Source organism: Streptomyces sp. NPDC048111, from assembly GCF_043202815.1.
Taxonomy (GTDB): Bacteria; Actinomycetota; Actinomycetes; order Streptomycetales; family Streptomycetaceae; genus Streptomyces.
In genome coordinates this window covers 1-14817 of record NZ_JBIDBD010000002.1, presented here as the reverse complement: position 1 = coordinate 14817, position 14817 = coordinate 1, and the positions used below count along the sequence as shown (strand labels likewise).

14 protein-coding genes are annotated in these 14817 nt (G+C 72.5%); 6 read left to right on the top strand and 8 right to left on the bottom strand.

Annotated elements, in window-relative coordinates; genetic code table 11:
• Positions 1-212 precede the first annotated feature (212 nt).
• Positions 213-1511: a phosphatase PAP2 family protein gene (locus tag ACGF3I_RS04780; RefSeq protein ID WP_393129703.1), complete on the bottom strand. Its 1299-nt coding sequence runs from the start codon at positions 1509-1511 to the stop codon at positions 213-215.
• A 562-nt stretch (positions 1512-2073) separates the two neighbouring features.
• On the opposite strand from ACGF3I_RS04780, the gene ACGF3I_RS04775 reads away from it, so the two are divergent.
• Both ACGF3I_RS04775 and ACGF3I_RS04770 read left to right on the top strand, forming a co-directional pair.
• The gene (locus ACGF3I_RS04775; RefSeq protein ID WP_393129140.1) at positions 2074-2274 is read left to right on the top strand and encodes a DUF6229 family protein; all 201 of its coding nucleotides are present in this window, start codon (positions 2074-2076) and stop codon (positions 2272-2274) included.
• A 236-nt stretch (positions 2275-2510) separates the two neighbouring features.
• Positions 2511-5306 carry a type 2 lanthipeptide synthetase LanM family protein gene (locus ACGF3I_RS04770; RefSeq protein ID WP_393129139.1) on the top strand — a complete coding sequence of 932 codons (2796 nt, stop codon included), beginning with the start codon at positions 2511-2513 and terminating at the stop codon, positions 5304-5306.
• Positions 5307-5331: 25 nt separating this feature from the next.
• On the opposite strand, the gene ACGF3I_RS04765 is transcribed toward ACGF3I_RS04770, so the two are convergent.
• From ACGF3I_RS04765 to ACGF3I_RS04755, 3 genes are all read right to left on the bottom strand, one after another.
• Positions 5332-6336: a MerR family transcriptional regulator gene (locus ACGF3I_RS04765; protein ID WP_393129138.1), complete on the bottom strand. Its 1005-nt coding sequence runs from the start codon at positions 6334-6336 to the stop codon at positions 5332-5334.
• Between the two features lie 3 nt (positions 6337-6339).
• Positions 6340-7011, bottom strand: a complete 672-nt coding sequence (locus tag ACGF3I_RS04760; RefSeq protein ID WP_393129137.1) for a HEAT repeat domain-containing protein — start codon at positions 7009-7011, stop codon at positions 6340-6342.
• 77 nt (positions 7012-7088) lie between these two features.
• Positions 7089-7856, bottom strand: a complete 768-nt coding sequence (locus ACGF3I_RS04755) for a polysaccharide deacetylase family protein (RefSeq protein WP_393129136.1) — start codon at positions 7854-7856, stop codon at positions 7089-7091.
• Between the two features lie 332 nt (positions 7857-8188).
• On the opposite strand from ACGF3I_RS04755, the gene ACGF3I_RS04750 reads away from it, so the two are divergent.
• From ACGF3I_RS04750 to ACGF3I_RS04740, 3 genes are all read left to right on the top strand, one after another.
• Entirely contained in the window at positions 8189-8410 is a 222-nt protein-coding gene (locus tag ACGF3I_RS04750) for a hypothetical protein (protein ID WP_393129135.1), read from the top strand.
• A 19-nt stretch (positions 8411-8429) separates the two neighbouring features.
• A complete protein-coding gene (locus ACGF3I_RS04745) occupies positions 8430-8897 on the top strand; it encodes a hypothetical protein (protein WP_393129134.1) in 468 nt (155 codons plus the stop codon).
• A 239-nt stretch (positions 8898-9136) separates the two neighbouring features.
• Positions 9137-9463, top strand: coding sequence for a plasmid stabilization protein (locus tag ACGF3I_RS04740; RefSeq protein WP_393129133.1), 327 nt, complete (start codon positions 9137-9139; stop codon positions 9461-9463).
• Positions 9464-9545: 82 nt separating this feature from the next.
• Here the strand turns inward: ACGF3I_RS04740 and ACGF3I_RS04735 are convergent, their stop codons facing one another.
• Together ACGF3I_RS04735 and ACGF3I_RS04730 are read right to left on the bottom strand one after the other, a co-directional pair.
• Positions 9546-11009: an aminotransferase class I/II-fold pyridoxal phosphate-dependent enzyme gene (locus ACGF3I_RS04735; RefSeq protein ID WP_393129132.1), complete on the bottom strand. Its 1464-nt coding sequence runs from the start codon at positions 11007-11009 to the stop codon at positions 9546-9548.
• Positions 11010-11097: 88 nt separating this feature from the next.
• The gene (locus ACGF3I_RS04730) at positions 11098-12903 is read right to left on the bottom strand and encodes a glycoside hydrolase family 15 protein (protein ID WP_393129131.1); all 1806 of its coding nucleotides are present in this window, start codon (positions 12901-12903) and stop codon (positions 11098-11100) included.
• A gap of 263 nt (positions 12904-13166) precedes the next feature.
• Here ACGF3I_RS04730 and ACGF3I_RS04725 point away from each other — a divergent pair, with 263 nt between their 5' ends.
• Entirely contained in the window at positions 13167-13394 is a 228-nt protein-coding gene (locus ACGF3I_RS04725; protein WP_393129130.1) for a DUF6479 family protein, read from the top strand.
• A gap of 34 nt (positions 13395-13428) precedes the next feature.
• Here the strand turns inward: ACGF3I_RS04725 and ACGF3I_RS04720 are convergent, their stop codons facing one another.
• Both ACGF3I_RS04720 and ACGF3I_RS04715 read right to left on the bottom strand, forming a co-directional pair.
• The gene (locus ACGF3I_RS04720; protein ID WP_393129129.1) at positions 13429-14001 is read right to left on the bottom strand and encodes a dihydrofolate reductase family protein; all 573 of its coding nucleotides are present in this window, start codon (positions 13999-14001) and stop codon (positions 13429-13431) included.
• 269 nt (positions 14002-14270) lie between these two features.
• The gene (locus ACGF3I_RS04715; protein WP_393129128.1) at positions 14271-14642 is read right to left on the bottom strand and encodes a winged helix-turn-helix transcriptional regulator; all 372 of its coding nucleotides are present in this window, start codon (positions 14640-14642) and stop codon (positions 14271-14273) included.
• Positions 14643-14817 lie beyond the last annotated feature (175 nt).

The window sequence follows — 14817 nt, the reverse complement described above, 5'->3', positions numbered from 1 at the left end:
CAGGACGGGGAGGGCGCGGTCGCCCTCACGGGCGGAGAGGCGTACGCCGCGCGCCGGCTCGTCGGGTGCGACGGCGGACGCAGTGTCGTACGCAGGCACTCCGGGTTCGCATTCGCCGGTACCGAACCGCAGTTCACCGGCTACGCGGGGCGCCGGCCCCGGGGCGCGGGGGCGGTTGCGGTACGCCGTCGGCCGGCCCCGACCGGTCCGCGTCAGGCCGGTTCGGGGCGGGCCTCCGCGCGCAGGACCGGTACGGTCGCCGGGCTCCAGGCGCGGGTGGTGCGCACATAGCCGAGGATCACGGACAGCATCGCCAGGACGACGAGCGGTCCGAACACCCATGGGTGGGCGGCCATGCGCATCGGCAGCCACCGGTACGAAGCCAGGAGCAGGGTGAAGACCACCGTGCCGTGGGCGATGAACCGCAGACCCGAGCGGTCCCAGCCGCGGTCGTACGTGCGCAGCGTCATCTCGACGGTGAGCGCGAACACCACCCCGGCGACCAGGTCCACGCCGTAGTGGTAGCCGAAGCCCAGCGTCGCGCTGAGCGTGGCGACCAGCCAGAACGTCCCCGCGTAGCGCAAGGGGCGCGGACCCCTGCGGGAGTGGATGAAGATCGTGGTGGCCCACGCCGTGTGCAGGCTCGGCATGCAGTTGCGCGGGGTGATCCCGTCGTACAGGGCGGGGTGCGGAACGGCGAGCGGGGGCGTCGTGTGGGGCCACAGATTGGCCACCGCCCACTGCGCCCCGCCCGTCCCTGACGCGCCGGGTCCGTAGGCGAAGACCGGCCCCACCACCGGGAAGACCATGTAGATGGCGGGGCCGAGGAGGCCGATCAGGAGGAAGGTGCGCACCAGGTGGTGGCGCGGGAAGCGCCGCTCGGATGCCACGTCGCGCAACTGGTAGAGGGCGACGACGATGGCGGCCACCGCGAGCTGCGCGTAGACGAGCCCGAGCGCGTTGCCGGCGAGCGGCCCGGCGGCGTCGAGTATCCGCCCGGCGAGCCAGGACGGGTTGCCCAGCGCGTGATCGGCCATCGCCACATACGGATCGAGCACGGTCGGGCGGGTCTTCGACGTGACGAGGAGCCAGGTGTCACCGATCTTGCGACCGGTCACGAGCAGCAGACCGAGACCGACGCCTTTGAGGAGCAGGGTGCGTTCGGTGCCGGTGCGGCGCGTGAGCGCGATCACCGCGCAGCCCAGCATCACCCACAGCGCGCCATTGCCGAAGAGCCGGTCCCCGGGCACCTGGACGCCGAGCACCCACCGCGTCAGCAGCAGGACGAGGTCGGCGCCGACGGCGACGCCCGCCGCGATGAAACGCTGCCGCCAGGTGAGCACGACCATCATCAGGGCCAGGCCGCCGTAGAGCGGCCCCGGCTTCGGAGGGAAGATCACCTCCCGTGCCTGGATGGTGAGCGGTCCCGGGACACCGGCCCACCGCCGCGCGAAGACTTCAAGGGCGACCAGGAATCCGAGGGTCAGCACACCCGCCGTCGTCCAGAGCAGCACGCGGGGCTCTCGGCGGTGGATGGCGGCGATGTGGTCGCGTATTCGCCTGAATCTCGTCGAATCTATCGATATCAATGGTTTTGCCGATGTGTTGGGTGACGCGGGTCGAGTAGGTCACCCCTCGTGCGGCACGGTGTGGTTCTCCGGTGGGAGAGGGGTGGTGCGGGTCATGGTCGAAGGCTCGATCATGCCATCGGCGTCGTACGGCGGATCTGGCGGGCACCCTTTTGTCCCCGGGGCGGGTCCTGGTTTCGGAGTGGGCCGCCGTTTCGGAGGAGCGGCCCGGCGGTCACTGGCCTGAATTGCGTTCAGCGCGTTGTCGGCGCGGGGGAGTGCGGACCGCCCTCCCGCCGGGCGGCCTCGGTCGACGGCCCAGGTGCCGCCGTGCTTCGCCGGGGCCCCGGGCGGCGCGGACGCGTCCGGTGCGGCCCGGCGGATACGTGTGGTGCGCATCTTCGACCACATCACTTTGGCTGGATCGCTCGCCTGCCGGTGGTGCGTCCATCGCCATACTCGGGGCTGGGCGATCCGTCCCGACCCCTTCGTTCGGAGGCCGCTGATGCCGCAACCGAGTGTTCCTGCAAGCACCGTGCTCAACGCATGGCTGTCGGGTGCCGAAAGCGCGTACGGCCAGCTCAACCCGGCCGGTCCGCTCTATGTGGGCGGCGCCGCCGCCGAGACCGCGCTCACCGATTCCAGTGACTCCCTCTACGGCTTCTGTTCCAGCCCGAGCGGGTCGCACGGCAGCTGGTGCTGCTGATCGTCGCGGCGCATCCCAGGGCCCTTCGCGGAACGACCTCTCGCGAAGGGCCCGCCGCTCGACCGGCCGCCGCGCTCCGCGCGCGGGACCGATGGCCGTGACCGCCCGTGCGGTCGGGCTCCCTTCAGGCGCCTTCGCGGCGCGAACTCGCGGTGGGACGAGGGCAGTCGATGGTGGGCGGACCGAGGCCGGGAACAGCACAGGACACGGAACACTTCGCGCGGCCGGTCCGCGCGGTGGCTCGCCCCTGGCGCGACCAACTGGCCCGTCAGATAGCTGAGTTGACGACCATCGCGCCCGCGGAGCGAGAGGTGATCCTGGAGGCCGGGCACACCCACCTGGTGCGCTCGCTGCACGCGAAACTGGCCCGGCTGTTCCTCATCGAGCTCCATGCGCTGCGGCTCACCGGCGGCGCGGGCGCCGACGCAGCCGGTCAGGAAACGTGGGACGCCTTCATCGAGCAGGCCAGTGCCGAGGACTACCTGGCGGGGCTGGCCGGACGGTATCCGAGCGTGGGCCCCAGAGTCGCCGAGGTGGCGCGGCTCTCGGTGGCGGCCACCGTCGCGTTCGCCCAACGCCTGGCCCAGGACCGTGAGTTGCTCGCCACCCTGCTGGGCGGCCCCGCCGGCGAGGTGCGGGCCGTCGAGTTCGCGGCGGGCGACTCGCACCGGGGCGGTCTCACGGTCACCCGTGTCGACCTCACGGGCGGCACCGTGATGTACAAGCCACGGCCCTCGGAGGCGGACGTGGCGCTGGGCGCCCTTTTGGACGACGTGTTCGCGGACCTCCCCGGGGCCCCGCCGCCCGACCGGCGCATCCGGGTGCCCAGGACGCTGGCGCGCGAGGGTTACGGCTGGGCCGAGTTCATCGGGCACCGCTACTGTGCCGACGAGGCCGAACTCGCCACGTTCTACCGGAACATCGGTCACTGGCTGGCCGTCCTCCGCTTCACCGGCGGTACCGACATGCACGCCGAGAACATGATCGCGGCGGGGCCCGTGCCGGTGATCGTGGACGCCGAGACGCTCTTCGACGCCCCCGCGCCCTTCCCGCCGAGCCGCCGGGGCGACGCGGTGGACGTGGCGGCGGCCGCGATCCGGCGGACCGTGCTGCGGACCGGTCTGCTGCCGGTGCGCGGCACCGGGTTCGCGCTCGGCGGCGTCGACATCTCCGGCATCGGAGCGCTCCCCGGACAGCAGCCCCTGATCCCGCACCCCGTGATCGCGGACGGCGGCACCGCCGCGGCCCGCTTCGAGGTGGACCTGATCGCCATGCCCGTCGCGGGCAACCACCCCGCCCGCACCCCCGTCCTCAGCACGTACTGGGACCGCGTCCTGGCCGGCTTCCGGGAGATGACGGCCCAGCTGCGCCGCCCGGGGAGCGACCCGTACCGGCTGCTGCGCCGCTTCGAGGGGGTCAGGGCCCGGCGGATCCTGCGGCCCACCCAGGCGTACGTCGACATCGGCCGCATGCTGTGGCACCCCGCCTCGCTGCACGACGATGCGGCGGCGACCGGACGGGCCCGCGACATCCTGCGGCGCAACGCCGACGCACTGCCCGGCGCCCCGACCGATCGCGCCGCCATCGACGCCGAGATCGCCGATCTGCTGGTGGGCGACGTCCCGATGTGTGGATTCACCGTGGACGCGGCGGCCGTACGGGCCACCGTCGAGGACTGGCGCAGCGCGGACCTGGCGTTCGAGGAGTCGGTGATCCAGGACGCGCTGGTGGGCGCCTATCTCAACGAGCGCACCCTGCCCGCGCGCACCCAGGCCGCCGCCGACCGCCCGCACGCCCGCGACCGCGAGGCCCGGCGCCGGGCGCTGGCCGCACAGATGGTGCGCCGGCTGTGCGACGGCGCGGTGCGCGGCGAGGACGGCACGGTCACCTGGATCAGCCCCGTGTTCACCCCCGCCGGCTGGTCGATCCGGGTCCTGCCCGCCGACCTGTACACCGGCCAGGGCGGTGTGGCGCTGGCCCTCGCCGAGTACGACCGTGAGGTGCGCGCCGGACGGGCCGACGAAGTGCCGGGCGTGCGCGAGGTGTGCGAGGGCGCGCTGCGCGTCCTGGTCGCCACCGAGGACCTGACCCCGACACCGTCGGCGGGAGCCTTCAGCGGGGCCGCGTCACAGGTGTGGACCTGGCTGGCCCTGCGCCGGGTGCTGGGCGACGACCGGCTCCTTGAGCGTGCGGCCGCCCGGGCCCAACTCCTCACCCGGGGGCGGCTGGTGGAGGACGACATCGAGGTGGACCTCCTGAACGGCGCGGCCGGCGCGATCGTCCCGCTGCTCCAGCTGGCCGCCGCGACCGGGCAGGACCGCTGGCTCGACGGTGCGGCGCACATCGGCCGGCGGCTGACCGGGCTCGCCGTGCGTGACGGCGCGGGTGCCCGGTGGCCGACCCGCCTCAACCCCGAGGGGATCGGCGGCTTCGCGCACGGCGCCACCGGCATCGGTTGGGCACTGGCCCGGCTCGCCCTCACGGACGCCGGATCACCGGCCGAGCGCGTCCAGTGGCGCCGGCTCGCCGACCGGGCCTTCGCCTTCCAGGAGTCCCTGTACCAGCCCAGGGAAGGCAACTGGCTCGACGTCCGCATCGGCGCGGAGGAGGACTTCTTCACCAGCTGGTGCCACGGCAGCACGGGCATCGGTGTCGGCATGCTGGACCTCTACGGGCGCACCGGCGATCCGGCCCACCTCGACATGGCCCGCCGGGCCGCCCGCGCCGGCGCCGGCGAGGGCTTCGGATGGAGCCACACCCTGTGCCACGGAGACCTCGGCCTGTGGGAGTTCCTCACCTCGATGACGTCCGCCGGATCCGCGCCGCCGGGACGTCCGGGCGCCGCCACCGACATCGACGCCGAGCGCCTCGACGGCGAGATCCTCTCGGGTCTCGAACAGCGGGGCCCCGTCGGGGGCCTGGCCCGCGAGGCGTTCTCGCCGAGCCTCATGTCGGGCCTGGCGGGCGTCGTGCACACCCTGCTGCGGATGCACCCCGACGCGCGGCTCCCCAACCCCCTGCTCCTGGACTGAGAAGGGGGGGCGCGGCCACGGCCGGTCAGGGTGTCGCGCGCACCTGGAGCAGGTAGGTCGCGGTCACCGCGACGGCCCGGTCCTCGTCGTGCGACAGCTCCTGGAGGGCGTGCGCCACGCGCGTCCCCGGCACGGCGGCCATCGCCTGCGTCAGCCGGCCACGGGCCGGGGCGCCGGTACCTGGCCGGGCGACGCGGTCGATGAGCCCGGACGCGATCCGCTCCGCGAGCACCGGGTCGGCCGCCAGCACGCTCAGCGCGTCGGCCGCGTCGATGTCGTTGCGTCCCTCCGCGATCATGTCGAGCAGCACGGGCACCGCCTCGGCCACGCCCCGGGCCCCCAGTGCCAGCGCCGCATGGCCGCGCACCACCACGTCGTGGTGGTCAAGGGCCTCGCGCAACCGTGCCGCCGCCTCGTCGCCCGGCATCTCGGCGAGCGACAGCACCGCGCGTTCGCGCACCGCGGGAGCCGGTGAACCCAGACCGGCCGCGAGCAGCGCCGCGCCGTCCGTGCCCGCTCGCGCGAGGGCCCACTGGAGGGCCCCGGTGACATTCGGCTCGGTCTCGGTGAGCACCGCCTCGACGAGCGCCTCCACCGGGACCGGCACCTCGTCGCCCGACGAGAGCGCCGCACGCTGACGCGCGCTGGCGCTCGTGGAGCCGAGCCCCTTGAGCAGAGCCACGACGTGGAGGACGTCCTCCCAGTCGCTGGGCTCCGCCGCGTCGATGCGCAGCAGTCTGGTGAGCAACTCCCTTTCTGCGGCGATGCGTTCACGGGTCCGGTCGATGAGGTCGCCCACCAGAACCGAGGGCGCGAAGTCCGGATCGTCGAGCGCGCGCCCGATCTCCCGCAGCGAGAGCCCCACCGAGCGCAGGCTCTCGACGTGGAAGATCCGCCGGATGTCCTGAGCGCGGTACTCGCGATACCCCGACCCCGTACGACCGGAGGGCCGCACCAGACCGAGCGCCTCGTAGTGGCGGAGCATACGGGCGCTGACCCCGGAGCGCCGGGCCACCTCACCGATCAACACGTTCTACCGTTCCTCCCGTGGGGGCCCGCCGAGTGCCACGACGCGCTTCGCCTCCTCGATCGCGTCCTCGAATCCGGTGTCCGGGTCCCGCAACAGCCGCCGGGTGGCGAGCGCGTGGGCCCGGACCAGCGGTTCGGGGGCCGTGATCGCGGCCTGCAGCGCGGGCACTATAACCTCGCCCAGATCGACCAGCGCACGGCTGAGACTCAACTGTGTCCCGCGCCCACCGCGCCCCAGCTGTGCCACCAGTGCCGAGGCCAGGGCCGGTTCCGATCCGTCGGGCACGAACAGGACCGCCGTACGCCAGGCGCTGCGGGCCACCTCGTCGTCGGTGTCGGCCAGCAGCTCCGGGGTGAGCACCGACCAGGCCCGCCGGTCGTTGATCTTGGACAGGGTGTGCAGCGACTGGCTCCGCGCCTGAGCGCGCTCCGAGCGCGTCTGCGCCGCGAGCCGGGGAAAGGTGAGCGACACCGGGTGGCGGGTCAGCGCCCAGGTGAGCATGTCGCGGACGAAGAACTCCGGCTCGACGGCGCACCGTTCGACCAGGGTGTCCACGTAGCGCGGGTCGGGCGCCGAGCCCACCGCCATGGCGGCCCGCAGCCGCACGGACGAGCGGTCGTCCTCCAGCGCGCGCAGTGTCCGTACCGTTTCCGCGTCCCGCTCTGTGATCGTCATCGAGACCACCTCCTGGACACGCAGTGAAGACCTTGTCACCGTGACAAGGTCAACCGGCGAAGGCGGCGCGGCGCGGCTCAGCGCACCGGGAAGCCGAAGGTGTGGCCCTGCTGCTTGAGGCGGGGCAGGAGGCGGCGCAGGGCCTCAAGGGTCTGCGAGCGATTGCCGCCCGCGTCGTGGAACAGCACGGTCGGTCCCCCGTGCAGCTCCTTCTCGACGGTGGCGACGATGACGTCCACGCCCGGCCGCTCGAAGTCCTTGCTGTCGACGTTCCAGCCCAGCGGGCGCATGCCGCGGGAGGCGGCGAGATGGCGGCTGTACGGGGTGAACGCCCCGCCCGGCGCCCGGTAGTACATCGGGCGTACGCCTCCGGACGCCTCGGTGATCATGCGCTCGGCGTCGAGTATCTGCTGTGACTGGTAGCTCTCGGGTCGCTTGTCCATGCCGGTGTTGTGCGACACCGTGTGGTCGCACAGCCGGTGTCCTGCGGCCACGACCTTCTTGACCAGATCGGGGTGGGCCTTGGCCTGGGTGCCCACCATGCAGAAGGTCGCCTTGACCCCGAACTCCTGTAGCAGGGCGAGCACTTGGGGCGTCCAGGTGGGGTCGGGGCCGTCGTCGATGGTGATGTTGAGACCGCGCGGGCCCGCGTCCGACGCGTGCGCGATGGTCTCGTCGACGGGCTTGATGTCCGGTGCGGCCGACGCCTTGGGCTTGGCGTCCGAGCCGTCGGCGGAACCCGCCTGCGCGGTCCACACCGAGGCGCCGGTGGCGAGGATCGTCACACCGAGGGCCGCGCCGACCAACTTGCCGTACCAGCCCCGCCCGCCGTTGTGCCGTGCCATGTCCGCCCCTTTGCGCGCAGTCCGTCGTTGGTCCCTCGTCACCTGGCATGACGACAACCCGGGGCCGGGGGATCCCGCTGTTACGAACCACGGACAATTCTCAGGTGACTTGGCCGAAACGCAGGGTGTCCGACAGCGTGCGCCCACCCCATGCAGTCGGCGTCGGGCGGGACGTGACGGGTGGCCGTGCGGGCGATGGCCGTACGGTCGCTGCGGCACGTCCCTGCGCACTTTGACGAAATTAAGTACGCATCAATTCATCTTCCGCGCACGGAAGTTGATGCATACGGTCGCCCCTGACAGTTGATCCACCCATGTCAAGGAGGGACATCATGAACCCCAACCTTCGTGCCGCGGCAGCCACCGCGGCCCTCGTCACCGGGCTCCTCGCCGCCGGTGGCACGGCCGGCGCCGCGGAGAGAACCGACGCCCAGAACCTGTCGGCGCACATCCAGAAGGCCGTCGTCGCCGAGCAGGGCCTCGGCACGACCGGCGGGCCCATTCTCGGCCTGATCCTGACCACGCCCGACGGCGCCGACTCCACGGCCTCCTGACGACACGGAGGTGCGCACCATGGACCCTCACGGCGAAGCCCCCGTCACCTGGTGCCCGAGCGGAGACGCCCACCGTCCGGAATCGGTCGTCCTGGGCGTCAGGTCGGGAGAACACGGCCAGGTCGTCTACCTGGACGAGCCGCTGCCGGCGGCGGACGTGCTGCCGAGCATCCCCGAAGGCATCGCACCCCACCGGGTGCTCCGCTTCGCCTCGCACTGCACGTCCGCCTGCGCGAACCGGGTGGGCGAGGACTGCGGTCTGATCCAGCGCATCCAGACCCTGCCCTCGGCGCACGACACGGGCGCCGTGCCGCGGTGCCACCTCCGCGCGCGGTGCAAGTGGTGGCACCAGACGGGAGTCGACGCCTGCCACCGCTGCCCCGCCCTCGCCACCCTCAACCCGGCGGACGACCGGCTCGCCGCCCTGGTCGCCGACCCGGCCACGACCGTGGAACAGCTGGAGGCCTGGATCGCCGAGGCCGGATGAGCCGAGGCGCGGCCGAATGAACCGAGGCGCGGCCGAATGAACCGAGGCGCCGCACACGGCTCTCACGGCACGGGCGGGACCGGCGGGCGCACCACCACTCGCTCGGGCTCGCCCGCGTCGCGGTCGTCGGCCGACGGGCGTGGACTGGAGGTCACCGCGCACGGTGCCCCGGGCACCGCGGCGGGCGGGGGCGGTCCAGCAAGGGGCCGCTCGTACGGCTGATGGTCAGGAGTTGTGTGATGCCCCGAGGTTCAAGTCCCAAGCGGGAGCGGCAGTACGAGCACATCAAGGAGAGCGCGGAGGAGCGCGGTGCCTCGCCCAAGCGGGCCAAGGAGCTCGCCTCCCGCACGGTCAACAAGGAGCGGGCCCGCTCCGGCGAGTCGAAGACGGCGAGCAGGGCGTCCACCCAGGACCGCAAATCCGCTTCACAGCGCGGGGGCGAGCGCTCGCACAGCGGCTCGCAGGGGCCGACCAAGGACCAGCTGTACGAAGAGGCCAAGAAGCGCAACATCGACGGCCGCTCCACGATGAACAAGCAGGAACTGCGCAAGGCCCTCGGGCGCTGACGCGACGTACGCGACATCAGGAAGCCGGCGGGCCCGAGCCCGCCGGCTTCCCCGCTGCCCGCGAGCGGCGCGGCCATGACGGCTATGCGGCGACGACCCGCACGCTCTTCACCTCGGTGTCGACGGCGTCCGGCACGACCATGCCCGCGTCGACGCCCGTCCGCAGGTACCTCAGGACCTCGGCGTCGAGGCGCTCGCCCGGCAGGACGGCCGGGATGCCCGGCGGATACGGCGTCAGCATCTCGGCGCTGACCCTGCCCTCCGCGCGCTCCCAGGGGACCTGCTCGGTGGCGGCGAAGAAGGCGTCGCGGGGCAGGAGTTCCTGCTGGAGGCGCAGCCGGGCCGGTGGCGGCACCTCGATGTGCGGGGCGGGGCGCAGGTCGGCGGCGCGGGCGGCGACATCACGCAGCGCCGCGAGCAGCTTGCTTGTGGTGGCCCCGTCGTCGGCGTGGGTGAGCTGGGCGCTGGCGCGGCGGTGGTCCGAGAGGTGCAGGTTGACCTGGTGGTGCTCGCGGATCCAGTCGGCCACGCGGTATCCGGTGGTGCCGAGGCCCGTGATGTCGATGATCACCTGGAGCGGGTCCATGTCGGCGGCGCGCCCCGGTCCGCAGAAGTCGTCCCTGCCGTGGACGTGCAGCCCGTCGATCGTGGCGATGCGGGCCCGTACGTCCCCGACGAGCGCGAGGGCGTCGTCGTACAGCGGCTTCCCGTGCTCGACCATCTGGCGGCGCCAGCCGTCGAGCGCCGCGTAGATGAGCACCGAAGGGCTCGTGGTGCCGAGCAGATCCTCGCGGCTCTTCAGGACCTCCGGCTTGATGAGGTCGCCCTGGAGATGGAACACGGAGCCCTGTTCCAGGCCCGAGCCCATCTTGTGGACCGAGGTCACGCAGACGTCCGCCCCGGCGTCCATCGCCCAGGTGGGGAGGCCGTCGTGGAAGGGCAGGTGCGCTCCCCACGCCTCGTCCACGATGACCGGCCTGCCGGCGGCGTGACACACCTCGGTGATGGCCGCCAGATCGGCGCACGTTCCGTACGGGGTGGGGCTGGTCACCAGGGCACCGCGGGCATCGGGGTGCTCCGCGAACGCGGCGGCGAAGGCTTCGGCGGACGGCGGGTGGGCCAGGTGGCGCTCGGCGTCCCACTGCGGGTCCACCCACACCGGACGGATGCCGGACAGGATCAGCCCGGACACCACGGACTTGTGCGCGTCCCGTCCCACCAGGAGCTTCTCACCCGGCCCTGCGACCGACAGCATCGCGGACTTCACCGAGAGGGAGCTGCCGCAGGTGGAGAAGAACGTGTGCTCGGCGCCGACCGCGTCGGCCATCAGCTCCTGGGCCGCCTCCAGCACGCCGTGCGAGGAACGCCGGTCGTCGAGCCCCGATATGGCCAGTACGTCCGAGACGAAGACGGCGTCCCCGAGCACGGACCGCACGCGTGGATCGGCGCCGCGGGCCTGCTTGTGCCCGGGCGGTGTGAACGGCGTCTGACCGCTCTCGTGATAGGCCGACAGCGCTTCCAGAACGGGTGCCCGAGAATGATCCATGGAAGCCGCCTGCCCGACCCCGCCCCGTCGGAAACCGGACGGACCGGCCGTGCCGCCACACAGGCGACGCCTGCGCGCCGCGACCGGCTCAGCCGTCCCGCGCCGAACGTCCCGCCTGCACCGGGGGCTTCGCGAGGGTGGCCGCGGTCTCCAGCATGAGGGCGTGGACGAAGGCCTGGGGCAGGTTTCCGCGCAGCTGGCGCTGGCCGATGTCGTACTCCTCGGAGAACAGTCCCGGCGGCCCGCACGCGGCCCGGTTGCGCTCGAACCAGCGCAGCGCCTCGTCCTGGCGCCCCTGCTGGTGCTCGGCCAGCGCCATCAGATGGCCGCACAGCAGGAAGGCGCCCTCGGCCTCGGCGAGCGGGCGCTGGTCGTGGCGGAAGCGGTAGGCGTAGTGGTCGTGCGTCAGCTCCGTCGTGTACGCGCGCAGGGTGCGGGTCGTGCGCGGGTCGTCGGCCGCCAGGGCGCCGCGCAGGGGAGGGATGAGCAGGGCCGCGTCGAGGGACGGGTCGCACGGTGAGCGCTGCCAGCGGCCCGACGGATGGAGGCTGGTGGCGGCCGCCTCGCTCAGCATGGTGTCCGCGAGCCGGCGCCAGTCGGACGAGCGGCGGTGCGCGGGTGCCGCGTCGGCCAGGGCGCGCAGCCCCGCCGCGCAGATGAGACGGCTGTGGGTCCAGTGCCGGTCGTCGAGTTCCCACACTCCGGCGTCCTTGTCGTGCCGGCGCCTGGCGACGGTACGGGCCGCGATCTCGGCGGCCCGCCAGCCGTCGGCATCGAGCCGGCCGTACCGGTGTGCCGCGGCGAACAGCAGCAGCGCCTCGCCGAACGCGTCGAGCTGGAACTGGCGGTTGACCCACTTGCCGACCCGCCGCCCACCGCCCGGATACCCCGGCAGGCGCAGCTCCCGCTGGTCGGGCACGGGATCCCCGGCAGTGGTGTAGGCCGGCGCCATGCGCGGCCCGTCCTGGTGCAGGCGCGCGGCGACGAAGCGTACGGCGTCGTCGAACAGGCGGTGGGGGCCCGTGGCGGCGACGGCGTGCCCGGCGTAGCACTGGTCGCGGATCCACACGTACCGGTAGTCGTAGTTGCGTCCGGCCTCGGCCCGCTCGGGAAGGCTCGTGGTCGCGGCCGCCACCATCCCGCCGGACTCGCTGGTCAGGCCGCGCAGCACGGTGTACGCGTGCCGAGCGTCCGCCGGGGCGAGGGTGGCGTCGAGCGAGGGGACCGCCTGGGCCCAGGCGTCCTCCGTCGCGCTCCACAGTGTGTCGGCGTCGCAGCGTTCGGCGAGCCTGCGGTCGGAGAGTTCGAGGACGAGGTCGTGGCTCTCACCGCCGTGCAGGGTCAGCTCCGCGTGCAGGCCGTCGGCGCGCAGGCCCTGCCGGACCGGACGGGCGTCCGGCGCCCCGGTCCACCGCCACCACAGGGATCCGCTGCGGGCGCTCCAGGTGCCGTCGTCACCGCGGCGCGGCCGGTGCGGCCGGGCCTCGCCGAAGTCCGCCGCGGGGCTCAGGCGGGCGGTGACCCGCGCCTGCCCTTCGACGGCGTGCAGGCGCCGCAGCAGGATCACGCGGTGCGGATCCGCCGGGAAGGCGAGCGCCTCGCGGCACTCCACGATGCCGTCCTCGGTGGTCCACCGGCTGCGCCAGATCAGGCTGCCGTTCTCGTAGAAGCCGCCCCAGACGTACCGTCCGTGCGGGGTGATCGCGTACTGGCCGGGGCCGCCCATCAGGGCGTTGAAGACGGCGCCGGACTCCCACCGCGGCGCGCACAGCCAGGCCACGTCGCCGTGCGGCCCGATGAGCGCGCCCCGCTCGCCGTCGGCGATGAGGGCGTACTCCCGCAGGACCTGCGGGGCCGGCACATCGGAGGAGGCCGGGACCGAACGAGTGCGCATCACCTGTGTTCACCGTCCTCGCACGCGCTGTTCTGTCGCACTGCTTGCCGCTCGCGTGCACTCGGAAACGTCCTGTCAGACTACGTCGCCCCCTCGGTTCGCGTACGGGACCGCGCTGCCGCGGGCGCCGCTCCTTCGGCCCCGCCTCCGCGTGCGGGATGGGGCGGCGCTGCCGACACTGGGGTGGGCACGCGCCGTGTGCCGCGGCTGACCGGCCGGTGCGTACCGCCCACGGCACCCACAGCGCCAAGGAGAACGAACGCATGACACTCACCGATGCCGCACCCCAGGTGGTCGCCGTAGGGCACACCGCCGCGCTGCTCATGATCATCGTGGGCGCCGTCGTGGTGGTGGGACTGCTGGCGATGTTCTGGACCGGGCGGCGGCGGGCGGCTCGGATGTCCCTGCCGCCGACGCACCAGCCCGGCGAAGACTCCTGGCAGACGCCGGAGGAGTCCCAGGGGCGGCCGGGGGAGCGGGAGGGTGACTGAGGCGGGCGGCGTCGAGTGAGCGGTCGGCGTGCGTTCAGCGGACGACGTCGAACACGTTCTTCTGGAGGCCGTTGGCGTATGCCTCGTGCTCGACCAGCTTCAGCTTCTGGGTGTCCTTGTCCGTCGTGCTGAACAGCCGCTTGCCCGCACCGAGCAGCAGGGGGAAGACGAGCAGGTGGTAGCGGTCGATCAGACCGGCGTCCGAGAGGGCGTGGTTCAGGGAGGCGCTGCCGTGGACGATGATGGGGCCGCCCTCGGTCCGCTTCAGCGCCTCGACCTCGTCGAGTGAGCGCAGGATCGTGGTCTGCCCCCAGTTCGCCACCAGGTCGTCCGCGGTGAGCGTGGTGGAGACGACGTACTTCGGCATCACCTTGTAGTCCGCGAACTCCTCCATGTCGGGCCACACCGGGCTGAAGGCCTGGTAGCTGACCCGGCCGAGCAGCATCGCGGAGGCCTCCTTCTGCTCCTGGCCCTTGATGGCGAACGCCTCGGGCAGGAACTCCACGTCCTTGAAGGTCCAGCCCGCGTTCCGATACCCGGCCTCGCCGCCCGGGGCTTCCACGACCCCGTCGAGGGAGACGAAGGCGGTGCTGATGAGAGTGCGCATCTGGGGATCCTCGGGAGTCTCGGTGTCTCGGATGTCTCGGGTGTGGGTCCGGCTTCCGGCTCCGGCTCGCGGTGTCGGCCTCCGGCCTCCGTCGGTGCCTTCGGTTGCGCGATTGGACCACAGCCGTACCCGCCGCGCACCGACACCCGTACAGACCGCGTGTCCCGGGAAAACTCATCGGTCATGGCCGACCGGTCACGACGCTCGCTGGGCCGACCGGTCACGACTCACGGTGGGGCGATCGGTCGGGGTCAGGGGCCGGCCCGGACCTACTCCGTTTCGCGCGGAGGCATGCGCTCGGTGATCCGGTTGAACAGGTCCCTCAGCGGGTCTCCCAGGGCGTCGCCGAACTCGGTGAGCCCGTAGGTGACTTGGGGCGGTGTCGTCGGTTCGACCTCGCGCCAGACCAGGCCGTCCTTGACCAGCGCGCGCAGGGTCTGCGCCAGCATCTTCTCGCTGATGCCCTGGATGCTGTCGCGCAGTTCGTAGAACCGGAGGCTGTTGCCGCGCAGGGCGATCAGCACCCAGATGCCCCACCTGCTGGTCACATGGTCGACCACGTCGCGCGCCGGGCAGTCGGTGTGAAACACGTCATACCGCTTGCCGCTCTCGACCCGTGTCATCTGCGCGCCTTCCGTCATGTCCGGAGCTTACCTCTGGGTATGTCCTTACGGAACGTAAGTCCCGGCTCCTAACGTCAACTTCCGCAACACACAACGCACTACTGATCTTTTCGTAAGTTCGGTGGGTGTGCTGGCGGTGTAGGTGGGAGGCTGTCGGGATGGCTTATCAACCTTCGCCTTTGACCGCCGGATC